General features: G+C 69.4%; 23 protein-coding genes and 1 riboswitch. Of the genes, 12 read left to right on the top strand and 11 right to left on the bottom strand.

The window, feature by feature from the left end:
- Positions 1 to 25: 25 nt before the first annotated feature.
- Complete coding sequence (locus ACLFA2_RS11195; protein WP_021198298.1) at positions 26 to 1666, bottom strand: DUF4407 domain-containing protein; 1641 nt, start codon at positions 1664 to 1666, stop codon at positions 26 to 28.
- Between the two features lie 86 nt (positions 1667 to 1752).
- Positions 1753 to 2325, bottom strand: coding sequence for a TetR/AcrR family transcriptional regulator (locus ACLFA2_RS11190; RefSeq protein ID WP_021198297.1), 573 nt, complete (start codon positions 2323 to 2325; stop codon positions 1753 to 1755).
- Positions 2326 to 2390: 65 nt separating this feature from the next.
- On the opposite strand from ACLFA2_RS11190, the gene ACLFA2_RS11185 reads away from it, so the two are divergent.
- On the top strand, positions 2391 to 3014 hold the full coding sequence (locus ACLFA2_RS11185) for an NAD(P)H-dependent oxidoreductase (RefSeq protein WP_021198296.1): 624 nt from the start codon (positions 2391 to 2393) through the stop codon (positions 3012 to 3014).
- Here ACLFA2_RS11185 and rlmN read toward each other — a convergent pair.
- Positions 2963 to 4264, bottom strand: a complete 1302-nt coding sequence (rlmN, locus tag ACLFA2_RS11180; protein WP_029267826.1) for a 23S rRNA (adenine(2503)-C(2))-methyltransferase RlmN — start codon at positions 4262 to 4264, stop codon at positions 2963 to 2965. The two genes, ACLFA2_RS11185 and rlmN, sit on opposite strands and share 52 nt — an antisense overlap.
- Positions 4265 to 4335: 71 nt before the next feature.
- Between rlmN and ACLFA2_RS11175 the strand changes: the two genes are divergently transcribed.
- The 4 genes from ACLFA2_RS11175 (at position 4336) to ACLFA2_RS11160 (ending at position 7119) form a co-directional block, all read left to right on the top strand.
- Positions 4336 to 4896, top strand: coding sequence for a ribosomal protein L7/L12 (locus ACLFA2_RS11175; protein ID WP_426621318.1), 561 nt, complete (start codon positions 4336 to 4338; stop codon positions 4894 to 4896).
- Positions 4897 to 4958: 62 nt separating this feature from the next.
- The gene (locus ACLFA2_RS11170; protein WP_021198293.1) at positions 4959 to 5597 is read left to right on the top strand and encodes a bifunctional 4-hydroxy-2-oxoglutarate aldolase/2-dehydro-3-deoxy-phosphogluconate aldolase; all 639 of its coding nucleotides are present in this window, start codon (positions 4959 to 4961) and stop codon (positions 5595 to 5597) included.
- Positions 5598 to 5776: 179 nt separating this feature from the next.
- Positions 5777 to 6364: an ankyrin repeat domain-containing protein gene (locus ACLFA2_RS11165; protein WP_426621317.1), complete on the top strand. Its 588-nt coding sequence runs from the start codon at positions 5777 to 5779 to the stop codon at positions 6362 to 6364.
- Positions 6361 to 7119 (top strand): sulfite exporter TauE/SafE family protein, encoded by a 759-nt coding sequence (locus ACLFA2_RS11160; RefSeq protein ID WP_426621316.1) that lies wholly within the window; start codon positions 6361 to 6363, stop codon positions 7117 to 7119. The genes ACLFA2_RS11165 and ACLFA2_RS11160 overlap by 4 nt, the downstream gene beginning before the upstream one ends.
- A 171-nt stretch (positions 7120 to 7290) precedes the next feature.
- On the opposite strand, the gene ACLFA2_RS11155 is transcribed toward ACLFA2_RS11160, so the two are convergent.
- Positions 7291 to 8121 (bottom strand): SDR family oxidoreductase, encoded by an 831-nt coding sequence (locus ACLFA2_RS11155; RefSeq protein WP_021198290.1) that lies wholly within the window; start codon positions 8119 to 8121, stop codon positions 7291 to 7293.
- Between the two features lie 46 nt (positions 8122 to 8167).
- A complete protein-coding gene (locus tag ACLFA2_RS11150; RefSeq protein WP_021198289.1) occupies positions 8168 to 8926 on the bottom strand; it encodes an SDR family NAD(P)-dependent oxidoreductase in 759 nt (252 codons plus the stop codon).
- A gap of 226 nt (positions 8927 to 9152) precedes the next feature.
- Between ACLFA2_RS11150 and ACLFA2_RS11145 the strand changes: the two genes are divergently transcribed.
- From ACLFA2_RS11145 to ACLFA2_RS11120, 6 genes are all read left to right on the top strand, one after another.
- Complete coding sequence (locus ACLFA2_RS11145; protein ID WP_426621315.1) at positions 9153 to 9545, top strand: hypothetical protein; 393 nt, start codon at positions 9153 to 9155, stop codon at positions 9543 to 9545.
- 245 nt (positions 9546 to 9790) lie between these two features.
- Complete coding sequence (locus ACLFA2_RS11140; RefSeq protein ID WP_426621314.1) at positions 9791 to 10246, top strand: hypothetical protein; 456 nt, start codon at positions 9791 to 9793, stop codon at positions 10244 to 10246.
- On the top strand, positions 10236 to 10772 hold the full coding sequence (locus tag ACLFA2_RS11135) for a signal peptidase II (protein ID WP_401123353.1): 537 nt from the start codon (positions 10236 to 10238) through the stop codon (positions 10770 to 10772). The genes ACLFA2_RS11140 and ACLFA2_RS11135 overlap by 11 nt, the downstream gene beginning before the upstream one ends.
- Complete coding sequence (locus ACLFA2_RS11130; RefSeq protein WP_426621313.1) at positions 10769 to 11707, top strand: cytochrome c oxidase assembly protein; 939 nt, start codon at positions 10769 to 10771, stop codon at positions 11705 to 11707. The genes ACLFA2_RS11135 and ACLFA2_RS11130 overlap by 4 nt, the downstream gene beginning before the upstream one ends.
- Positions 11708 to 11772: 65 nt before the next feature.
- The gene (locus ACLFA2_RS11125; RefSeq protein ID WP_401123355.1) at positions 11773 to 12498 is read left to right on the top strand and encodes a phosphotransferase; all 726 of its coding nucleotides are present in this window, start codon (positions 11773 to 11775) and stop codon (positions 12496 to 12498) included.
- Positions 12495 to 12845 carry a CHY zinc finger protein gene (locus ACLFA2_RS11120; RefSeq protein WP_136024083.1) on the top strand — a complete coding sequence of 117 codons (351 nt, stop codon included), beginning with the start codon at positions 12495 to 12497 and terminating at the stop codon, positions 12843 to 12845. The genes ACLFA2_RS11125 and ACLFA2_RS11120 overlap by 4 nt, the downstream gene beginning before the upstream one ends.
- 6 nt (positions 12846 to 12851) lie before the next feature.
- On the opposite strand, the gene ACLFA2_RS11115 is transcribed toward ACLFA2_RS11120, so the two are convergent.
- The 3 genes from ACLFA2_RS11115 to ACLFA2_RS11105 all read right to left on the bottom strand — a co-directional run bounded on the left by ACLFA2_RS11115 (position 12852) and on the right by ACLFA2_RS11105 (position 15750).
- A complete protein-coding gene (locus ACLFA2_RS11115; RefSeq protein WP_136024085.1) occupies positions 12852 to 13631 on the bottom strand; it encodes an energy-coupling factor transporter transmembrane component T family protein in 780 nt (259 codons plus the stop codon).
- A complete protein-coding gene (locus ACLFA2_RS11110) occupies positions 13628 to 15097 on the bottom strand; it encodes an ABC transporter ATP-binding protein (protein ID WP_399553084.1) in 1470 nt (489 codons plus the stop codon). Before ACLFA2_RS11110 ends, ACLFA2_RS11115 begins: the two co-directional genes overlap by 4 nt.
- Positions 15094 to 15750, bottom strand: a complete 657-nt coding sequence (locus tag ACLFA2_RS11105; RefSeq protein WP_021198280.1) for an ECF transporter S component — start codon at positions 15748 to 15750, stop codon at positions 15094 to 15096. The genes ACLFA2_RS11110 and ACLFA2_RS11105 overlap by 4 nt, the downstream gene beginning before the upstream one ends.
- A riboswitch (TPP riboswitch) is annotated at positions 15743 to 15852 on the bottom strand. Its footprint overlaps the gene before it by 8 nt.
- 82 nt (positions 15853 to 15934) lie before the next feature.
- Here ACLFA2_RS11105 and ACLFA2_RS11100 point away from each other — a divergent pair.
- Complete coding sequence (locus tag ACLFA2_RS11100) at positions 15935 to 17566, top strand: D-alanyl-D-alanine carboxypeptidase family protein (RefSeq protein WP_426621312.1); 1632 nt, start codon at positions 15935 to 15937, stop codon at positions 17564 to 17566.
- A gap of 117 nt (positions 17567 to 17683) precedes the next feature.
- Here the strand turns inward: ACLFA2_RS11100 and ACLFA2_RS11095 are convergent, their stop codons facing one another.
- From ACLFA2_RS11095 to ACLFA2_RS11085, 3 genes are all read right to left on the bottom strand, one after another.
- Entirely contained in the window at positions 17684 to 19948 is a 2265-nt protein-coding gene (locus tag ACLFA2_RS11095) for an ABC transporter ATP-binding protein (protein WP_426621311.1), read from the bottom strand.
- On the bottom strand, positions 19945 to 21672 hold the full coding sequence (locus ACLFA2_RS11090) for an ABC transporter ATP-binding protein (protein WP_426621310.1): 1728 nt from the start codon (positions 21670 to 21672) through the stop codon (positions 19945 to 19947). The genes ACLFA2_RS11095 and ACLFA2_RS11090 overlap by 4 nt, the downstream gene beginning before the upstream one ends.
- 207 nt (positions 21673 to 21879) lie before the next feature.
- On the bottom strand, positions 21880 to 22941 hold the full coding sequence (locus ACLFA2_RS11085) for an enoyl-CoA hydratase/isomerase family protein (protein ID WP_426621309.1): 1062 nt from the start codon (positions 22939 to 22941) through the stop codon (positions 21880 to 21882).
- Between the last annotated feature and the right edge of the window lie 98 nt (positions 22942 to 23039).

Below are 23039 nucleotides of genomic sequence, written 5' to 3'. Positions count from 1 at the left end.
GCCTCGCCGCACCGCGATGCCCGGTTCAGCCGATCGTCGGGCGAACGAGCTGCTCCTGCTCCTCGAGCGTCTGCGCCTGCGCGCGCTTCTCCGCCCGTTCCCGCTCCTGCGCCTCGGCCGCCTCTCGGCGTTCCGCACGCGTCTGCGGCTCACCGGAGCCGGCCTCCGCCTGTATCCCCTGGGTCTGATCCGTCACGATCTGCGCACGGTCTCGGAAGCCCTCGGCCGTCACCTTGTCGAGGGCGACCTGCTTGCGGATCGCGGCGGCTTTCTCGTAGAGGCTCGGATCACCGTAGCTCGTGAGCACCTTCACCAGCACCGGCAGCAGCTCGATCATGAAGAACAGCGCGGCGATGAGGATGTGCGCCCACAGGATCGAGGGCTCCTTCTCGCTCAGCCGGTTCAATCCGCTGATCTGACTGAGCAGGCCGACCGCTCCGGCGTTGCCCTGCGCGACCGCATCGGCGCGTGCGTTGTACGCGGCGAGCGCCTGATCGTAGGAGTCGCGAGCTGTCGGCAGCTGCGACTTCGCCTGCTCGCGGTTCTGCGCCTCGGACGACGAGGTGTTCTCCTTCGCCGCAGTGCCGGCCGCGGCGAGCTCCTCGTTGGCGGTGCGCAGCTGGGCGGCGAGGGCGTCGTAGGTCTGCTGAGCCTCGGCGAGCTGCGCCTTGGCGGCGTCCGAACTGGCGCCCTGGCCGTTGACGCCGGTGCAGCCGGGGACGGTGCCGGCACCCTCACCCGTGAGCTCGCACTGGTACAGCACGCGCGCCTGGTCGATCACGGCCTGCTGGGCGGTCATCTTCGCGGTCACGTCGTCGACCGTGGCCTGAGCCGCGGACTCGGTCGCCGACGAGGAGTCGGTGCCGGCGACGATGCCGGTCGCCGCCTGGTTCTCGAGTTCGGCGACCTTGGCGGATGCCGCGTCGAGTGCGATCTTCTCCGGTCCGTTCTCGAGCGCCTCCTGGTCGGACTGCGACTGGGTGATGTTGGTGGAGGCGACCTCGCGGGCGATGTCGTTGTGGAAGATCTGCAGCACGAGTGGCTCGGCCACGACGAAGCCGATGATCGCGGCCATGATCACGCGCGGGATCGCAAGGCCGATGAGGCGCCAGACGTTCCTGGTCGAGCTCATGGTCGATGTGAGGAATCGGTCGAGGTTGAAGATGATGAGCGCCCAGACGAGCGCCAGGGGCACGGCCAACCAGACGGCCGCCTGCACCCCGGTGGTGAGCGCGAAGAGCATCGAGATCGCCGAGACGAGCGCGGTGCCGGCGAGCACGAAGAACATCTGCACGAAGCGCGGGGTCTCGCCGGGAACACGGTCGAGGATCTCGCCCTCCGCACCGCCGAGGATCGCGAGGGTTCGCGCGCGCGAACCGGGAGTGCGCGGTGCGCGCTTCGCGCGGGGACGGCGGATGCGCGGCTCCCGCGGCGGCTTCACCGGAGCGGGTTCTTCGGCGGCGGAATCGTCCGCGGCGATCGCGTCGGCAATCGGGGTCGTCTCTGCGGGCACGGACTCGGGCACCTCACGGGTGGCGTGGTCGGTGCCGGTGGGCTCGAACTCACGCAGGAAGTCGAGGTCATCCGTGACGGCGTCGGGTTCGCTGTCGAGGATGATCCGACCCTGCGAGTCGTAGCGACCCGGTCGATGGGCGGAATAGGGCATTCGAACAATCTACGAAACCTCGCCTGTGCATCGCGTGGAAGAGTGCTTTGAGCGACTCACAGGTTGGACGACGCAACCGTGACGGATCACTCCGCGGGAAGCAGCCGATCGAGGGCCGCGGCGTAGGCCGACAGTCCGTCCTCGAGCGTGAAGTGGCCTGCCGCAGCGAGCGTGCCGAGCCCGTGGATCAGTCCCCACAGCGCGACGACATCTGTCGGTCGATCGAGGCCGACTGCCGCCGCCCCCTCGGCGAGCACCGCCTCGAGCCCGTCGATCAACGGCGCCATGGTGGGAGTCGGGGATCCGGGCACGCAGACCGTCGGATCGTAGACGGCGTCGAACGCGTGCGGGTGCTCGACGGCGAAGCGGATGTACGCCGAGCCCCCGTCGGCGAGCGCGGCCCGCGGGGTCGAGGCCTTCACGGCAGCGGTGCTCACCTGGCCCAGGAGATCGGCCATGCTGCGCTCGGCGATCGCCTTGAGCAGTCCCAGGCGGTCGGAGAAGTGATGGTACGGGGCGTTGTGGCTGACGTTCGCGGCCCTGGCGACCTCGCGCAGGCTGATCTCCGCCGCGGGCATCCGCTCCAGCAGCTGCATGGCGGCGTCTTCCAGAGCACGGGCGAGATCGCCGTGGTGGTACCCGTCCTTGGAACTTGACATGAGCAACATCCTCTCCTATCTTGACAGTGTCCACCAGCTTGACACTGTCCAGATAGGAACCGGAAATGCCCGCTCTCGTGATCGACGGCCACCCCGACGCCCGCTCCCTGACCGCCGCTCTCGCCCAGCGCTACGCCGCAGGGCACGGCGACGCCCGTGTGCTCGCCCTCCGCGACCTCGGCTTCGACCCGAACCTGCGCTTCGGCTACCGCGAGCGCATGACGCTCGAGCCCGACCTCGTCGAGGCGAAGCGCGCGCTGCAGGACGCCGACACGATCGTCATCGCGACGCCGCTGTGGTGGGGGTCGGTGCCCGCGCTGCTCAAGGGCTTCTTCGACCGCGCCCTGCTGCCGCAGCAGGAGTACCGCTACACGAAGCTCGGGCTCGTCGAGGGACTGCTGCCCGCGCGACGGGGCAGGCTGCTGCTGCTCGCGGACACGCCCTGGTACTTCACACCCTTCACGGGGCTGCCCGCCCAGACCCACGTCGCCCGAGGCACGATGCGCTTCTGCGGGATCCGCTCGGTGCGCACCCATTGCATGCTCGGCGTGAAGGATGCGAGCGAGACCACGATCTCCCGGTGGCTCGACCGCGCCGAGCACCTCGGCGCCGTCGACGCCCGCCGTGCCGGCCGGCCTCAGGCCATCGCGGCGGAGGCGGCCTCATCCTCGGTCGTGGCGACCAGCTGACCGCAGGCGCCGTCGATCTCCTTGCCGCGGGTGTCGCGGAGAGTCGTCGGGATGCCGGCGTCGTTGAGCCTGCGCACGAACTCGTTCGTGACGTCTTTCTCCGACGCCGTCCAGATCGAGCCCGGCGTGGGATTCAGCGGGATCGGGTTCACGTGCACCCAGCCGCGTCCACGCTGGTTGAGCTTCTCCGCCAGCAGATCGGCACGCCAGGCGTGATCGTTCATGTCCTTGATCAGGGCGTACTCGATCGAGACGCGGCGACCGGTCTTGGCGTAATAGTCGTAGGCGGCGTCGAGGGCCTCGTCGACCTTCCAGCGCGAATTCACCGGGATGAGCTCGTCACGCAGGTGGTCGTCGGGGGCGTGCAGCGACAGCGCGAAGGTCACCGGGATGTTCTCGTCGGCGAGCTTCTTGATCGCGGGCACCAGGCCCACCGTCGAGACCGTGATGCCGCGGGCGCTCATCCCGAGCCCGTCCGGCTGCGGAGCGACCATCGAGCGCACCGCATCCATCACGCGCTTGTAGTTGGCGAGCGGCTCGCCCATCCCCATGAAGACGATGTTCGAGACGCGCTCCATGCTGTGGTCGTCGGACTTCTTGCCGCCCAGACCGCCCTCGGCGATGAGCCGGTTGGCGCGCACGATCTGTTCGATGATCTCGGCGGTCGACATGTTGCGGGTCAGGCCCGCCTGGCCGGTCGCGCAGAACGGGCAGTTCATGCCGCAGCCGGCCTGGCTCGACACGCACAGCGTGATGCGGCCGGGGTAGCGCATGAGAACCGACTCGACCAGGGCGCCGTCGTGCAGGCGCCACAGGAACTTGATCGTGTCGCCGCGGTCGGTCTCGAGGCGGCGGACCTCGGTGAGCAGCGGCGGGAGCATCCCGGCGACGAGCTGCTCGCGGGTGTCGGCCGGGAGGTCGGTCATCTGCTCGGGGTCCGACGTGTAGTGACGGAAGTAGTGCGTCGACAGCTGCTTGGCACGGAAGCCGGGCAGGCCGAGCTCTTTCACCTTCTCGACGCGCTCGGCCGGCGTGAGGTCAGCCAGGTGCACCGGCGGCTTGCCGCGCTTGGGGCTCGCGAACTGCAGCAGTGGACGCCCCTCGGCGTCCTTCTGCTGGGTCCATCCCTCGGTGGCAGGGCGCACCTGTGGCTTCCTGGTCTCGCGCACCTTGCCCTGGGCGGGGCGTCCCTGCGGGGCGGACGCGGATGCTGCGGGGCGCGTCTCGCGCGTGCGGGGAGTCTCGGTCATACCCTCCAGGGTACGCGGTGGCGGATGGGAAGGCCCTGGGGCGCGGGCGGTGACCTCTCTAGACTGAGCCCATGGATGCCGTGCTGTGGATCATCGCGATCGTCGTCGGCCTGATCGTCGTCGTGGCGATCCTCGCCGTCGCGGTCCGCGGCATGCGCCCCAAGCTGCCAGAGCCGCAGGTGTTCACCCCGTCGCCGACGACCGCGCGCACGGCTCCCGCTTCGTCGGCGTCGACGGCCGTCTCCGGTTTGACGCCGAGCGTGATCGCCGAGATCGACCGGCTCGTCGGGGCCGGGCAGAAGATCCACGCCATCAAGCTGTACCGCGACCACTCGGGCGTCGGCCTCAAGGATGCGAAGGACCGCATCGACCACTGGTCGGTCAGCACCACGGCGCCGCACCTCGCCGCCGTGTCGAACGCCACGGCCACGCGCTCGTCGATCACCCCGATGGTCGCGACCCCTTCGTCTGTGCGTGCGTCGCTGCCGGCTTCGGTGGCCTCCGAGATCGACCGGATGGTCGCTGGGGGTTCCGCCATCGCCGCGATCAAGGCGCTCCGCGAGCACACGGGACTCGGACTCAAGGAATCGAAGGACCTGATCGAGGCCTGGCCGCACACCCACGCGTCCTGATCAACTTGTCATTACAGGCTGCGCCCGGGAGAATGGACGTGCCCGCCCGATGAAGGAGCCCCATGTCCGACCGTCTCGACCGCGCCCGCACGACCGGCATCCTCGCCGTCCTCCGCGCCCCCTCCCCTGAACTGGCCATCGAGGCCTCGGAGGCGATCATCCGCGGCGGTGTCACCGGCATCGAGGTGACCTTCTCCACTCCGGACGCTCCGGCGGTCATCCGCGAACTCATCGCCCGCCACGGCGACGCCGCCTACGTCGGCGCGGGCACTGTGACCACCGCTGCACAGGCCGAGCACGCAGCGGATGCCGGAGCCGAGTTCCTGGTCAGCCCCGGCACACTGCCGCACCTCACGCGCAGCATGCTCGACACGGGCCGCGTCGTGATGACCGGCGCGATGACGCCGACCGAGGTCATGGGCGCGCTCGAGCTCGGCGTCGACGTCGTGAAGATCTTCCCGGCGTCGCTCGGCGGCCCGTCCTACCTCGGCGCCCTGCGAGGACCGTTCCCCGACGCCCCGCTCATGCCCACCGGCGGCGTGAACCCCGACAACCTGGCCGCCTGGTTCACCGCCGGCGCGGTCGCGGTCGGTGCGGGCGGAGACCTGGCGAACGGAACCTCGATCGCGAACGGCGACTGGGCCGACATCGAGCAGCGCGCCGCGCGATTCGCCACGGCACTCACCGCCGCGCGGAGCTGACCGCCACACGGGACTGATCACCGCGCGAGGTTGATCACCCGATGTCCGGCATCTTTTGGTATACCGGATGCATGCGTGCGCGAAGGATGTTGGCCGTCGGCGCCGTCACAGTTGCCCTGCTGACCGTGACGGCCTGCACAGCAGCGCCGCATCCTTCCCCGTCGACCCAGGAGGCTGCCATGACCGAAGCCACTCGCGATCTGCTCGCCGCCGCTGAGGACGGAGACGCGATCGCCGCGCAGACGGCGATCGACGAGGGCGCGGACATCGAGGCGCGCGGATCCGGCGGGATGACAGCCCTGGTGGCGGCGACCAAGGCGAACCACGTCGACGCGGCCCGGGTCCTGATCGAGGCGGGGGCGGACGTGAACACCAAAGACGACATCCAGGACTCCGCCTACCTGTACGCGGGCGCGCGCGGACATGACGAGATCCTCCGTCTGACTCTCGACAACGGCGCCGACCTCGCGAGCACCAACCGCTTCGGCGGCACGGCCCTGATCCCGGCGTCCGAGCGCGGACTGCTCGCGACGATCGAGATACTGCTCGAGGCCGGCGTCGACCCGAACCACATCAACAACCTGAACTGGACGGCGCTGCACGAGGCGATCGTGCTCGGCGACGGATCCTCGACCTACGTCGACGTGGTTCGTGCCCTCCTCGACGGCGGGGCCGACAGTGGCATCACGGACGGCGACGGCGTGCTCCCGGTCGACCTCGCGAAGGCCAGGGGCTACGACGCGATCGTCGCCGAGCTCGAACGGTGATCGCCCTCGACCCGTGGGCCTGGGCGGCGCTCGCGGTGGCGGCGGCGGTCATCGGCCTCTCGAAGACCGCACTGCCGGGCGGGAGCATCCTGGCGATCGCGCTGTTCGCGGCCGTCCTGCCCGCCCGCACCTCGACCGCGGCGACCCTGCTGCTCCTGATGGTCGGCGACCTGTTCGCCCTGTTCGCCTACCGCCGGCACGCGCACTGGCCCACGCTGCTGCGGCTCGCCCCCGCGGTCATCGCGGGACTGCTGGTCGGATTCGCGTTCCTCGCGCTCGCCGGCGATGGTGTGGTGCGCCGTGCGATCGGAGTGATCCTGCTGCTCATGATCGCCGTGACGCTGTGGCGCCGGTGGCGCCGGTGGCGGCAGAGCAGAGCGGATACCGTGTCACCGCCCTCCAGCGGCATCCTGCTCGCAGGCGCCTACGGCACGCTCGGCGGCTTCACGACCATGGTCGCGAACGCCGGCGGGCCCGTCATGTCGATGTACTTCCTGGCCACCCGCACCCCGGTGCAGGTGTTCCTCGGTACCTCCGCGTGGTTCTTCGCCATCATCAACGTGATCAAGGTGCCGTTCCTCGCGGGCCTCGGGCTGTTCGAGCCACCGGTACTGCTGATGGATGCCGTGCTCGCGCCGCTCGTGGTGGTCGGCGCGCTCCTCGGGTTGCGGGTCGCCCGTCGCATGAATCAGCGTGTGTTCGACCGCATCGTGATCGCACTCACGATCGTCGGTGCGGTCTACCTGCTGATCTGACCCCATCTATCTGCTCCCGCTATGACTCCGGGGGCGCCCCCTCCGGCCCTGCGAGAACGGAGACGAACGGGGTTCCGCGCGGCGCGGCTCGCCCCAACACGCGGCGCTACGGACGGACGGTCTCTGTTTCGGCCGCCCGTTCCGGCCTCTGTCTCCGGCGCCGCGGGAACCTCAGTCGAGGAAGATGTCGGGGAAGAGCGCACTGTCGGGAGTGCCGGGGATCGCGGCATAGCCGGAGAAGTCGGTCACACCGTCGGCTTCGAGCACGTCCTCGACGATGAGCGTCTGACCGGTGTACGACGCCGCGGGCTTGAGCAACACGGCATACGCGGCGTCCGCATAGATGTCGGGCGTGCGGCTCGCAGCCATGACCTTGTCACCACCGAGGAGGTTCTGCACGGCCGCCGTCGCGATCGTGGTGCGCGGCCACAGGGTGTTGGCGGCGATCCCGTCGCGTGCGAACTCGGCGGCGAGGCCGAGGGTCGCCATGGTCATGCCGAACTTCGCGAGCGTGTATCCGGTGTGCGCGCCCAACCACTTCGGGGTCGGGTTGAGGGGCGGCGACAGCGAGAGGATGTGCGGGTTCTCGGCATCCTTCAGGATCGGCACGGCGGCGCGCGAGAGCATGAACGTGCCGCGTACGTTGACGTCCTGCATCAGGTCGTACTTCTTGGCGTTCAGGTCGAGCGAGCGCGAGAGGTCGATGACGCTGGCGTTGTTGATCACGATGTCGATGCCGCCGAACTCGCCCTGCGTCTTCATGACCGCTTCGGTGATGTCGTCGTCGTCGCGCACGTCGCCGACGATCGGCAGAGCCTGGCCGCCGGCCGCGCGGATCTGCTCGGCCGCGGTGTGGATCGTGCCTTCGAGCTTCGGATGCGGGGTGTCGGTCTTCGCGAGCATCGCGATGTTCGCACCGTCGGCAGCCGCCCTCAGCGCGATCGCGAGGCCGATGCCGCGGCTGCCGCCCGACATCAAGATGGTCTTGCCTGCAAGGGACATGGGTTCTCCTGTGTTCTCGATCGCGGGTTCTGAGGGGTGCCGCGGGTCAGCGCGGCGCCATGCGGATGGCACCGTCGAGGCGGATGGTCTCGCCGTTGAGGTAGCCGTTCTCGACGATCTGCTGCACGAGAGCGGCGTACTCGTCGGGGCGTCCGAGGCGCGAAGGGAAAGGCACCTGCTGGCCGAGCGAGTCCTGGGCCGCCTGCGGAAGACCCATCAGCATCGGGGTCTCCATGATGCCCGGAGCGATCGTGCACACCCTGATGCCGTAGCGGGCGAGCTCGCGCGCCACCGGGAGGGTCATGGCGTGCACACCGCCCTTGGATGCGGAGTAGGCGGGTTGGCCGATCTGACCGTCGAACGCGGCGACGCTCGCGGTGTTCACGATGACGCCGCGCTCCTCGTCGTGCAGCTCGTTCTTCGCGATCACGGCGGATGCCTGCGAGATGACGTTGAACGTGCCGACGAGGTTGATGCGGATCACGCGCTCGAAGTCGGCGAGCACAGCCGGGTTGCCTTCGCGGTCGAGCACCTTGGCGGGCGGCGCGATGCCGGCGCAGTTCACGACCACCCGCAGCGGAGCGGCGGACTGCGCGGCTGCGACGGCCGCCTGCACCTCATCCGCGTTCGTGACGTCGGCCGCGACGAACAGCCCACCGAGTTCGTCCGCGATCTCGGCACCCTTCGACGAGGCGAGGTCGATGATCGTGACGTGCGCTCCCGCGGCGACGAGCCGGCGCGCCGTGGCGAGTCCGAGACCCGAGGCTCCGCCGGTGACGAGTGCACCCTGTCCGCTGATCTGCATCTGATGTTCTCCTTCGAACGTCGTCGTGCGACATGCATTGATGGAACGCAGTCCCAGCCTACGTGGTTCTTGGTTTCACCACGAGCCGAGGTACGGCGTCGAGAGCGAGCCTACGACACCGCCTCGCGCGCGAAGGAACCCGATAACCGATGCGGGTAGGATCCGGAGAATGCGCCGCTCGCCCGGGATCCTCCGATCCGCGGGCACCGTCGCCCCGCCGGTGATAATGCGGCTCATTACCACGGCGAGCCTGGCGCTCCTGCTGCTCTTCGCCTTCGCCGTGACCACCCACGGAGCGCAGGACGAGAACGGCGCTGCCCCCTCCCTCACCGCCGCAGTCGTCGACGCGTTCGACCATGCGGCCGCAGCCGCCCAGGAGCAGGTCCTCACCGCCGCACCCGACAGCGGGACGAGCGCTCTCGTCGGAGCTGCGCTCTGCGCTCTGGGCGTGCTGTGCGGGCTCGCCGTGATGCTCCTGCGAACACGCGCAGCGCACCGCCGGGCACTGGTCACGCGACTCCGAGCCGGATCCGAGGCTCTGCGTCGATCGTCTGCATCTCCTCCGCGCCCACGCGCGACGACGCTCTCCCTCCTCCAGCTCGGCCTCTCCCGAACCTGATCCGCCGGCCACCCGCGCGACCGCATCCATCGCTCGCAACCCGGCCTCCCCCGCGGCATCCCCTCGATGTCCCTGTCGACCTCCTGTGTCGACGTCTCGCGTCGACATCTCGCGTCGACTCCGTGCGTCGACTCCAGGTGTCCACTCCGCGCGACCCCGACTCCTGAAGCCGTGCGTTGTGTGCGCGGCACCATCCGAGGCTCCGCCCTCTCGAACAATCTGCTCTCACCCCTCGAAGGAGACCCATGAAAAGCCCCGTGGACGACGCCGATCGGCGCGCTCCCCAACGCCCGAGTCCGCAGACGAACCCGATCGGCTGGACGATGCGGCGCGCGGTGGGCACGACCGTCGTGGGGGCGGTGCTCAGCGTCCTGATCCTGCTCGTCGGCGGGGAGTCGGCAGCCGCGCACGTGCCCCACAGCATCGTCGGCGCCTCAGAGGCGGATACGCTCGCGACGACTCAGACCCCCGCACCCACACCCACACCCACACCGACACCGACACCGACCAGCAGCACGACGCACGAGCAGCAGAACGGCGAGCGGAGGGTGCAGCGCGACGACCTCGGATTCCTGGGGACCGTCTTCCTCGTCGGGATCGGCTTCCTCCTCGCCCTCGGAGCGACCGGGGTGGTCTTGGCGGGGCGCGCGCGGCGGAGACGCGATCGGGCAGCGGAGACGGGACCGTCCGATGAAGCGTGAGAGCGTCCCGAAGTACGCCGTCGCCTTCGTGATCGCCGGCCTCGTCGTCCTGATCGACCAGAGCACCAAAGCGGCCGCGATCGCCGGGCTCAGCCAGACGGAACGGATACCCGTTCTGGGTGATGCGCTCGGCCTGCAGCTCGCCTACAACCCCGGGGCGGTGCTGTCGCTGGGCTCCGGGGCGACCTGGGTGCTGACCGTGGTCGGCGTGGGCGCCGTCGCCGCCCTGTTCGTCGCCGCGGTCCGCGCACGCACGACGTGGCGGGCCTGGGGGGTGGGTTTCATCCTCGGGGGTGCCATCGGGAACGTGCTGGACCGTCTGCTCGCTCCCCCCGGGTTCGGCATCGGCCATGTCACCGACTTCCTCGCGTACGGGAACTGGTTCATCGGGAACCTCGCCGACGTCGCGCTCGCGATCGGAGGCGTCGTCCTCGTCATCGGGGCCGGGGTCCGTCACCGTGCGCAGACACGGAACGCGGCACTCGGCGACCGGCCGGACGACGAACGAGAGGGCGCGAACGGATGAACAACTGGATGCCGGACGCGCCGCCGACCTTCGCCGACCTCGTGCTGCCCGCACCGGGCCCGTTCCCCCTCCTGCCCCTGGTCGCCGCCGTGCTGGCCATGGCGTACCTCGTCGGCGCGATCCGCCTCTGGCGGCAGCACCGCCGGTGGCCCGTCTGGCGCACGGTCGTGTTCCTCCTGGGCTGCCTCGCGCTCGCGGCCGTCACCGGTCTCGGGGTCGAGGCATACGGCTACGCGCTGATGTCGGTGTTCATGTTCCAGCAGCTCACGCTGATGATCGCGATCCCGCCCCTGCTGGTGCTCGGATCACCGGGCACCCTGCTCCTGCGTGCCACGCCCCACCACGGGCTGGGTGCCGCCGCGCTGCGTGCCGCGCACGGCGGACTCCGCAGCCGCGTCGCCCGATGGATCCTGAGCCCGTGGATCGCCCTGCCGGTGTACCTGATCGCGTTCTACGGTCTGTATCTGGCCGGTCTCGCCGATCGCGTCCTCGCTGCTTCCGGCGGTCACATCGCCCTGGAGGTCGGGTTCCTCATCGTGGGCATCCTGTTCGCGATCCCGGTGCTGAGCTCCGATCCCCTCCCCGTGCGTCTCGGGCACGGCGGGCGGGCACTCGACGTCTTCGCCGAGGCCGCCCTGCACGCGTTCTTCGGGGTCTTCCTGATGATGGCGACGACGATGCTCGTCGACCACTTCGTCGCCCCGACCCTCGCCCTCGGGATGGATCCGCTCGAGGACCAGCGTCTGGCGGGCGGTCTGGCCTGGTCCTACGGCGAGGCGCCGACGCTGCTGATGCTCGTGTACGTGATGCATCGGTGGTTCCGTGATGACACGGCCCGCGCCGCCGCCGATGACCGCTACGCCGATGCGCACGGCACGACCGAGCTCGACGCCTACAACGCCTACCTCGAAGGCCTGCGCGACGAGAGCCGATGAACCGCACCGGTCGCCGTCACCCGCCACCGCCGCCGTCACCCGTCGCCGTCGGGCAGGATGGACGGATGAGCATCCCCTCCGCCTCCCTCGACGTGCCGACGCGGGTGCGCGAGCTCGCCCGCGGTGCGGCGCTCGTGCCGGTCTGGCTCAACGGGATCGGCGGGCTGACCTTCCGCACCGACGACGGCCGCTACATCAAATGGGGGCCGCTCGACGACGAGGCGAACATGCGCGACGAAGCCGAGCGCATGAGGTGGGCGCGCACCTGGATCGCGGTGCCCGAGGTGCTCGAACAGGGGCAGGACGAGACACACGAGTGGCTCGTCACCGTCGCGCTCGACGCGAGCAGTGCCGTCGACCCGCGCTGGGCCGACCAGCCCGAGACCGCGGTACGGTCGGTCGGCGCGGGCCTGCGGGCGCTGCACGACGCCCTGCCCGTGGCCGAATGCCCCTGGGAGTGGAGCACGCAGTGGCGGATCGCCAACGCCGCCGACCGCGGAACGATCGTGCCCGACGAGCTGCTCCAGACGCCGCCGATCGACCGACTGGTGGTGTGCCACGGCGATGCCTGCATGCCGAACACGCTTCTCGATGCCGCCGGCCGTCCCGCCGCGTTCGTCGATCTCGCAGCTCTCGGAGTCGCCGACCGCTGGGCCGACATCGCCGTGGCATCGATGAGCACGATGTGGAACTTCGGATCCGGCTGGGAGGACACGCTCATCGAGGCCTACGGGGTCGAGCCCGACCGCGAGCGCCTCGAGTACTACCGGCGGCTCTGGAACGAGACATGAGCGTGGCGCCCCCGCCCGCCGGTCGACCGCCGGTGTTCGGCCCGGTCGTCGACGACATGACCCGGTGCGTGCACTACCGGGGCCCGACAGACATCATTGCGATCCGCTTCGCCTGCTGCGGCGATCACTACCCGTGCCATCGCTGTCACGAGGAGTCCGCGGGGCATCCGGCGCAGCAGTGGGCGCCCGAGCAGCACGACACCGCGGCGATCCTCTGCGGCGCATGCGGACACGAGCTCACGATCACCGAGTACTTCGCGGTGACGGGCTGCCCTCGCTGCACCGCCCCGTTCAACGAGCGCTGTGCTCTGCACCGGGAGCACTACTTCCAGCCGAGTTGGAGCTAGCCGACCCTAGCTCCACACGAATCGGAAGGTCCCGACGAGGACGGCGGCGGCAAGGGCGAGGGCCATGATCGCGATGCCGCCGATCAGCGCCACCGCATCGCGCGGGTGCAACCGGGACGGTCGCGACCAGGTGCGGGGGATGCCGGAGCCGAAGCCGCGCGCCTCCATCGCGAGTGCCAGCGTGGACCCGCGCCGCACCGCGAACACGAGCAGCACGAAGGCCATCGAGAAGAATCGTCGCAGCACACCCCGATCCCCCACGCCCCGTGCACGACGGGCCAGGCTCATGGTGCGCCAGTCGTCGAGGAACAGGCCCAGCATCCGGGTGCCGGCGAGGATGCCGAGCACGAAGCGACTGGGGAGCTTCGCGACCTGGGCCAGCGCATCGGCGAGCTCTGTGGGGTCGGTGCCGCCGAAGAGCAGGATCGTCGGCAGTCCGAGCGCGATCACGCGCAGGCTCACCGCGATCGCGAGCGTGATGGAATCCTCGCTGATCGTGGCGAATCCGAAGGTCCAGTAGATCCGCCCTGCGGGTTCGGCGTAGAGCAGCATGCTCACGCCGGCGATCGGTGCGAAGATCGCGATCGGCAGCAGGCGCTTCAGCACCGTCGACAGCCGCAGTCCGGTCAAGGGCAGGCAGAGCAGCTGCAGGACGATCGCGGCCAGCGCGCTCGTGACGTCGATCGACGCGAACAGCGGCACCGACAGCAGCACGGCGAGCACCAGCTTCGTCACCGGGTTCACACCGTCGAGCCATACCGTCCGTACGGTCTCGACCGCCGTCACGATGTCGCCTCCCCTTCGCGTCCCAGTTCGATGCGATGCCCGCCCAGGTGTCGGATCACGGCGTCGTCGTGCGTGACCGCGACGATCGACCGACCGCGCGCGATCTCCTCCTGCAGGAGCGCGACGAGCGAGATCCATCCACGCCGGTCCTGCCCGAAGGTCGGCTCGTCGAGCACGATCACCTCGGGTGCTCCCGCCAGCACGGTCGCGACGGACAGTCGACGCTTCTGCCCGCCGGAGAGCGTGAACGGGTTGGCGAGCGCGAGAGATGCGAGTCCGAGGCGCTCGAGCAGTTCCTCGACGACGCCGTCCGTCTTCGCGCGGTCCCACCCGAGGGCTCGCGGGCCGACGGCGAGCTCGTCGCGCAGCGTCTGCGTGAGGAACTGATGCTCCGGCTCCTGGAAGACCATGCCGATGCGGGTGAGCAGCTCACGCGAGGACCAGCGGATCGGGCGGGGGCCCTTGCGCCCCGCCAGCTCGGGCGCCGAACGCACTTCGCCGGCCTGCTCCGGGATGAGGCCGGCGAGGGTGAGTGCGAGCGTCGACTTGCCCGCGCCGTTCGGCCCGGTGATCACGGTCGCGTTCGCACGCGGCACGCGCAGGTCGAGCCCCGACTGCACGACGACGCCCGCCTCTCTCGCGATCGAGAGCGCGGAGGCCGTGAGGGCATCGGAGGCAGGAACCTGTTCGAGCATCGGAAGGTCGATGCCGCGGTCGGGCACCCACACCCCCGCATCGGCGAGCACGTCGCCGTGGGCCGCGAACACCTGCGCGGGCGCACCGTCGGCGAGGAGTCCTCCGTCGGCCGCCAACACGATCACGCGCGTCATCAGATCGACCCAGATCGGGGTGCGGTGCTCGACGACCACGAGCGTCGCGCCGGTCGTCTCGACGGCGCGCTCGACACTCGCCCGCACCTCCCGCACCCCCTCCGGGTCGAGGTTCGCGGTGGGCTCGTCGAGCAGCAGCAGCCCCGGTCGCATCGCGAGCACACCGGCCAGCACCAGCCGCTGCTTCTGCCCGCCGGAGAGCGCCTTCGTGGGGCGTCGCAGCGGAACATCGAGGCCGACGGCGTCGAGCGCCTCGGCGACGCGACCCGGGATCTCGGACGCCGCGACGCCCAGGTTCTCGCAGCCGAACGCGACGTCGTCGCCGACCTTCGACAGCACGATGCCGGCGTCCGGGTCCTGCAGGACGAGTCCGACCTGACCGTGCCGTGACTCGGGGGCCGCACCGTCGATGCGCAACGACCCCGTCCGTTCCCCCTCGTCGTCATCGCCGAGGACCCCGGCGAGGCCGGCGAGCAGCGTCGACTTCCCTGCACCCGAGGCGCCGAGCAGGAGCACCCGCTCGCCCGGTTCGATCGTGAAGGAGACGTCCGCGACGGCGGGACGCTTTCGACCGGCGTACCGCCAGCCCCAGCCCGCAGCCTGCACGCGGGCCGGGGAGGCGAAGGTCACGCTCAGACCTCGCGCACGTGCTCTCGCCCGACGGCGAAGCGGTTGAGGGCGCCGGTGACGGCGAGGGCGCGTACGAGCAGCCAACCGACCACGCCGGCCAGGATCGCCCCGGAGACGACCACGCTGATCAGATAGATCGTGTTGAACTCGACCGACTTCAGGATGTTCGGCGAGCTGCCGTAGAACAGCTCGAACACCCAGGCGGCCACGGCGGCTCCGACGCCGGCGAGCGCAGCGACTGCGATCCCGAAACGACGGTAGAAGAACAGGGCGAAGATGATCTCTGCACCGAGGCCCTGCACGATGCCCGACAACACGGTCGAGACACCCCACACGTTGCCGATCAGCATCGACACGATCGCGGCGACCAGTTCGACCACGAGCGCGGCCCCCGGCTTGCGGATCACGAGACCGCCGACGACACCGCCGAGCAGCCAGATGCCGACGGCGATGCCACCGAGGCCCGGTGTCAGGGCGTCGGCCGCGCCGAACCACGCGTATCCGATGGTGTTCCATCCCCAGAACACGAGACCGATCGCGACGCCGAGGACAGCGGCGACGACGATGTCGACGACGCGCCAGCGCCAGATCGATGGGCGGTGCAGCCCGTTCGCATCGGCGGATGCCTGCTGTGCGGATGTGGACGTAGGCGTACTCATCTGAACTCCTCCCTGCGCTGGCATGACCCAGATCAGGTTCGACGGTCGAAGCGCGATTCGCTCCCTCTCAGCCCGGCTCGCCGGACTCCCGTGGTTGTGCTGAAGATCCTACCCGCTGGCGACACCCGCGTGGCGACAAGGCTGTGCGCCGCGGAACCCGCCCGGGATTGGGTACCGTGAACGAGTGACCGCAACAGATCCCGCCGACGAGGCGACGGGCGTCGTCCGTGACGACGGCCCCGCGACCACCGCCCCCTCCGGCTCCGTCGATGCCGCGTCGGGCGGTTCGGTGCTCACGGCCGAGCAGACGTCGACGCGCGCGCTCGCACCGGAATCGGTGGTCGCCCCGGAACCGGCCACGCCCGCTCTGACGAAACCGCCATTCGTTCCGCGTGAGACTGCCGCGGGAGACGCCGACGATCCCCTCGCCGCGCTCGACGCGACCACCCCCCAGTGGGCGGACGAGACCACCACCGCCACCGCTCTGACCTGGGTGGACCCCGCGACGGTGGCCGACCACACCGCCACCGCGACTCTCGACGAGACGTCGGAAGCCGAGCGGACGAACGGCCTGCTCCGCGGGGCACGCCTGCGCCCGGCCATCGCCCGTCCCGGCATCCTCGTTCCGCTGGCCACGCTCGTGGGCCTCGTCGCCGCGTATGCCGGCACCACGCTGCTCTGGCCGCTGCACGAGGTACCTCCGACAGTGCAGTCCGTCGAGTTCGCGACGACGCCCGCTGCCGCAGCCACCGTCACCTGGCCCACCGAGGGCGCGGGCGCCGTCGGCATCTCCGGCATGACCACTGCGGCCTCGATCCCCGATGCGGTGAGCATCGCGAGCATCACCAAGGTCGTGAGCAGCCTGATGGTGCTCGACCGTATGCCGCTGGCGGTGGGCGAACAGGGGCCCGAGTTCTCGTTCACCCGGGCCGACAGCGTGAAGTACTGGGACTACCGGCGCAGCGACCAGTCCGCACTCGATGTGCCGATCGGCGGGGTGCTGACCGAATATCAACTCCTGCAGGGCACGCTGATGGGATCGGCGAACAACTACATCGACCGGCTCGCGAGCGAGATCTGGGGGTCCGATCGCGAATTCGCCCGGGCCGCCGAGGTGTGGCTGCGCGAACGAGGCCTCACCGGCATCACCGTGGTGACGCCGTCCGGCTTCGACGAGCGCAATGTGGCCACCCCCGAGGCGCTGGTCGCCCTCGGCGAGCGTGCCATGCAGAACCCGGTGTTCGCCGAGATCGTCGGCACCAAGTCGGTGGACCTCCCGGGCGCCGGCACCGTCGTCAACACGAACGGGATGCTCGACGATCCCGGTGTCGTCGGCGTCAAGACCGGCACACTCGTCGGCTGGAACCTGCTCACCGCGAAGGACGTCGTCATCGGCGACACGACCGTGCACCTCTTCGCCGCGGCGCTGAACCAGGCCGGCAACGATGAGCGACTCGCTCTCACCCGCTCCCTGTTCGCGGAGGCGGAAGCGGCGCTGGAGGCGCAGCCGCCCGCCGTCGCGAAGGACACCGTGGTCGGTCAGGTCACGACCCCCTGGGGGGAGAAGGTCGACGTCATCACCGAGACCGATGCCGATGTGGTGCTGTGGAACGGGGCGACCGCCACCGCGGCGACGGCCTTCGATCTCGGCGAAGACCGTGAACAGGACGACGCCGTGGGCACGCTGACGACGACCGGTCCGCTCAACACCGTCACCACGCCTCTGGTGCTGGCCGAGGATGTGGAGGGGCCGAGCCCGTGGTGGCGTCTGACCCACCCGCTCGAGCTGCTCGGAATCAGGGCCGACCGCTCCTGACACCTCGTCACGCGCGCCGTGCCGGCGCCCGCGACGACGCGATCCGCGTACGACGACGCCCCACCCCGCGTGAGCGGAGTGGGGCGTCGTCGTGGGGATGCCGGAGGGCGGGAACGCTCAGGAACGGTGGCTCGAACCGTCGGCCCCGTCTTCCAGCAGGGCCTGGGCTGCCGCCGTCTCGGCAGCGGGCAGCTGAGCACCGATCGAGGCTCCGGCAACGGCGGCCGCAGCCTCCTCTCCTGTACCTTCGGCTTCGCTCGCATCGCCCGAGACGACGACGGGCGTCGTGCCGGTGAGGGCGTCTTCGGCGTCGATGTCGGTCGCTGCCTGCTCGAACTGCGACTGGTACAGACGCCAGTAGGCGCCCTGCGCGGCGATGAGCTCGTCGTGCGTGCCCTTCTCCACGATGTCACCGTGCTCCATCACCAGGATGAGGTCGGCGTCGCGGATGGTCGACAGTCGGTGCGCGATCACGAACGACGTGCGTCCTTCACGAAGCGCGGCCATCGCGTGCTGCAGCAGCAGTTCGGTGCGGGTGTCGACGGCCGACGTGGCCTCATCGAGGATGAGGATCGACGGCTGCGCGACGAATGCCCGCGCGATGGTGATGAGCTGACGCTCGCCCGCCGACACGTTCGCGGCATCCTCGTCGAGCACCGTGTCGTAGCCCTCGGGGAGGGCGTGCACGAAGCGATCGACATAGGTCGCCTTGGCGGCGGCGAGAACCTCGTCATCGGTCGCGGTGGAGCGACCGTAGCGGATGTTCTCGCGGATACTGCCGGCGAACAGCCACGGGTCCTGGAGCACCATGCCGGTGCGCGACCGCAGTTCGTCGCGGGTCACCTCGGCGATGTCCTGGCCGTCGAGCATGATGCGCCCGCCGCTGAGCTCGTAGAAGCGCATGATCAGGTTGACCAAGGTCGTCTTTCCCGCACCGGTCGGACCGACGATGGCGACGGTCTGCCCCGGCTCCACCCGGAATGACAGGTCGCGGATGAGCGGACGCTCGGGTGTGTACGAGAACGCGACGTTCTCGAACTCGATGACGCCCTTGCCCTCGACCAGCTCGGGGGCATCGGCGTCGTCCGCCTCCTGCTCCTCGGCGTCGAGCAGTTCGAAGACCCGCTCGGCGGAGGCCGTGCCGGACTGCACGACCGCGGCCATGCCACCCAGCTCGGACAGGGGCTGCGTGAACTGCTGCGAGTACTGGATGAACGCCTGCACGTCGCCGAGACGGAGCTGACCGTTCGCGACCATCAGACCGCCGAGCACCGCGATGCCCACATAGCTGAGGTTTCCGACGAACATCATCGCCGGCATGATGATGCCGGAGAGGAACTGTGCCTTGAAGCTCGCCTGGAACAGCTCTTCGTTCTCGACCTGGAACTTGTCCAGCGCATCCTTCTCCCGGCCGAAGACCTTCACGAGCGCGTGGCCGGAGAATGCCTCCTCGACGCGGGCGTTCAGGCGACCGACCTTGCGCCACTGGGTGCCGAAAGCCTTCTGCGAGCGCGGTCCGATGATGCCGAAGATGACGCCCATGAGCGGCAGCGTGATGAGGGCGACGAGCGCGAGCTGCCACGAGATCGAGAACATCATCACGAGCACGCCGATCACGGTGAGCACCGAAGTGAGTGCTCCCGAGAGCGACTGCTGCATCGTCTGCGTGATGTTGTCGATGTCGTTCGTGACGCGTGAGATCAGCTCGCCGCGCTGCACCTTGTCGAAGTACGCCAGCGGCAGGCGGTTGATCTTCGCCTCGACCGACTCGCGCAGCCGCCACATGGTGCGGACCATGATCACGTTGATGACGTAGCCCTGGATCCAGGTGAGGAAGGCCGCGGCCACGTAGATGCCGAGCACCGCGGCGATGACGAGACGCAGTGCGTCGAAGTCGATGCCCTGGCCGACCGTGAAGTCGCCCAGCGCGCCGACCTGGTTCGCGAAGTCGTCCTGCCCACCGGCCCGCAGCGCCTCGACGACGACGTCCTGCGAGGTCCCGGCCGGGAAGCCGGGGAACCCGTCGGTCGGCTGTCCGAGCTGGATGGAGATGAAGCCCTTGTAGACGAGGTTGGTGGCCTCGGCGAGCACCTTGGGCGCCGCGACCGTCAGGACCACGCCGATCGCACCCAGGATCGACACGAAGACGAACCAGATGGCCGACGGCTTGAGCAGCCCGATCATGCGCGCGAAACTCGGACCGAAGTTGTCGGCCTTGCCCGGCGCGACGCTGTCCCAGTCGCCGGAGTTCTGACGTGCTTGCTCGGCGAGCTCGGCCTCGTACTTCTCCTCGGCGCTCAGCTCGACCTCGGCGACGGGCGCTGCCGCCTTGCCGCGGCCGCGTCTGGCCGTGCGCTTCTCGTTGTTGTCCTGCGCGCTCATGCGTCCACCCCCAGCTGCGACTCGACGATCTCTCGGTAGGTGTCGCTCGTCTCGAGCAGTTCCTCGTGCGTGCCGACGCCGACCATGGTTCCGCCGTCGAGGACGACGATGCGGTCCGCGTCCGTGATGGTGGAGATGCGCTGGGCGACCACGATCTTCGTCACGTGCGGGAGCTCCCGCCACAACGCCTGCCGCAATCGCGCGTCCGTCGTGAGGTCGAGGGCCGAGAACGAGTCGTCGAAGACCAGGATCTGCGGCTGGTGCACGATCGCGCGGGCGATCGCGAGTCGCTGACGCTGACCACCTGAGACGTTCGTGCCGCCCTGGGCGATGCGGGAGTCGAGACCATCGGGCATCTCCTCGACGAAGTCGCGACCCTGTGCGATGTCGAGCGCGTGCCACAGCTCTTCGTCGCTGGCCTCTTCCCGGCCGTAGCGCAGGTTCGACGCGACGGTGCCGGTGAAGAGGAACGGACGCTGCGGCACCAGGCCGATGCTGTCCCACAGCGACTCGACGTCGGCCTCGCGCACATCGGTGCCCCCGACGTGCACGGAGCCGCCCGAGACGTCGAACAGGCGCGGGATGAGCGACACGAGGGTCGTCTTTCCGGAGCCGGTGGAGCCGACGATCGCGACGGTCTCACCCGGCTGCGCGGCGAAGCTGATGCCGGTGAGCACAGGGGAATCGGCACCGGGGTAGGTGAACTCGACGTCGTCGAGCGCCACGGATCCGGGGACCGGGAACTCGGTGACGCCGTTCTCGGGGCGGACCAGCGTGGATTCGGAGTCGAGAACCTCGCCGATGCGCTCGGCCGACACCGCGGCGCGCGGGATCATCATCGCCATGAAGCTCGCCATGATGACGCCGCCCATGATCTGGCCGATGTACTGCATGAAGGCGAACAGTGTGCCCACCTGCACCGTGCCGTTGTTGACCTCGATGCCGCCGAACCAGATGACCGAGACGACCGTGACGTTCAGGATGAGCATGAACAGCGGGAACAGCAGCACGAAGAGCGAGCCCACCTTGCGGCCGACGACCATGATGTCGGTGTTGGCGCCGCGGAAGCGGTCTTCCTCGATGCGCTCGCGCACGAATGCCCGCACGACGCGCACGCCGGTGAGCTGTTCGCGCATGATGCGGTTGACGTTGTCGAGCTTGCCCTGGTAGCTGCGGAACAACGGGACCATGCGCCCGATCACGAGGGCGGCCAGGATCAGCAGCAGCGGCACAGACACGGCGATGAGCCAGCTGAGGCCGACGTTCGTCTGCACGGCGAAGATGATGCCGCCGATCGCGAGGAGCGGCGCCGTGACGAGCATGGTCGCGCCCATCATCGCCAGCATCTGCACCTGCTGCACATCGTTCGTGTTGCGGGTGATGAGCGAGCCGGCGCCGAACTGCGAGACCTCACGCTCGGAGAAGCCGCTGACCTTGCCGAAGACGTCGGCGCGGATGTCGCGGCCGGCGCCCATCGCTGCGCGCGCGGCGAAGTACGTCGCGGTGACCGAGGCGATGATCTGCCCCAGCGAGACCGCGAGCATGAACAGACCGGTGCTCCAGATGTAGCCGGTGTCACCGCGGGCGACGCCCTTGTCGATGATGTCGGCGTTCAGTCGCGGGAGGTAGAGGGTCGCTGCGACGCTGGCGAGCTGGAAGACCAGCACCGCGAGCAGCAACCATCGGTATCGGGAGAGATAGCGGAGGAGGATTTTTCCCAGCACAGGCGGACTTTCTAGGAAGGATGAAGCGGCGGATTTCTCGGCAGACGGATGCCGACCGACAATCGGCCACAAGACAGAGTGCCACGATCCGCGGACATTCGTATCCCCCTCATGGGGGACCTTCGCTCACAGCGAACCGCTTCCCGTCCCGATCAGCGGTTTCTGCACACGGGCGAACAACGGCGAAGGAAGTCGCCGAACCCCTTCTCAGAACAGGGCGGGCTGCGGGACGTATGCGCGTGCAGGGGCGCCGGCGTCCGGGGCGAGCTCGGCCAGCGTGGGCGGGTCCCACTTCGGATCCCGGTCCTTGTCGACGATCTGCGCGCGGATGCCCTCGACGAGGTCGGGGTGCTCGTTCACGAACCACAGCACGCGGCGGTACTCGCCCTCGAGTGCGGCACGAAGCCCCGAAAGTTCACGCGCCTCGCGCACGGCATCGAGCGTGACAGCGAGGCCGGTCGGTGCGAGGCCCTCGAGAAGGTCCGCGATCGCGGCGGCCTCCGTCGTGCCCTGGGCCTGCAGGCGATCGATGATCTCGATCACGGTCGGAGCGGAGAAGGCGTCATCGATCCACTCCCGCCACGCCGGAAGCCGCGAGGGCTCCGGTGTCTCGTCGAACAGCAGGACGATCTCGCTGGGCCCCGTCGGATCGGCGCGGAAGGCGAGAGCCTCGCTCAAGGCGTAGAGGCGGTCCGACGGCACGAAGTGATCGGCGAAGCCGAGGTACACGGCATCCGCGCCGCTCATCGTCGCTCCGGTGAGGCCGAAGTACTCGCCGAAGCGTCCGGGGGCACGGCCGAGAAGCCAGGTGCCGCCGACGTCGGGCGTGAATCCGATGCGCGTCTCCGGCATCGCGAGCTTCGAGCGCTCCGTGACGATGCGGATCGCCGCGTGCCCGGCCAGGCCGATGCCTCCCCCCATCGTGATGCCGTCGGCGAAGGACACGACCGGCTTGGGGTATTCGGCGATCATCGCGTTCAGCGCGTACTCGGCACGGAAGAACTCCGCGGTCTGATCAGCCTTCCCCGCCACGATCTGCCCGTGCAGAGCCCGCACGTCGCCGCCGGCGCACATGCCGCGATCCCCCGCTCCGTCGAGCAGCACGATCTGCACGTCGGTGTCGTCGCGCCAGGCGTTCAGCGCTGCGGTGAGGCTCTCGATCATGCCGACGTCGAGGGCGTTGATGGCCTCGGGGCGGTTGAGCGTGAGCCGCCCGAGCGCCCCTTCGGTGCGGACGAGGACGCGGGATGCAGCGTGAGAATCGGTCACGCTGGCCAGGCTACCCCTTTCGGCAAGGGCGTCATTCCGCGCGAAATGCGGGATCCGACAGGGTTTTCCGGCAGGATAGGGAGGAACTGTTCAAATGC

It is taken from the genome of Microbacterium sp. As-52, from assembly GCF_049949185.1.
GTDB lineage: Bacteria > Actinomycetota > Actinomycetes > Actinomycetales > Microbacteriaceae > Microbacterium > Microbacterium maritypicum_A.
Note: the sequence above shows the minus strand (reverse complement) of the source record. Positions and strands in the feature narration are given on the sequence as shown.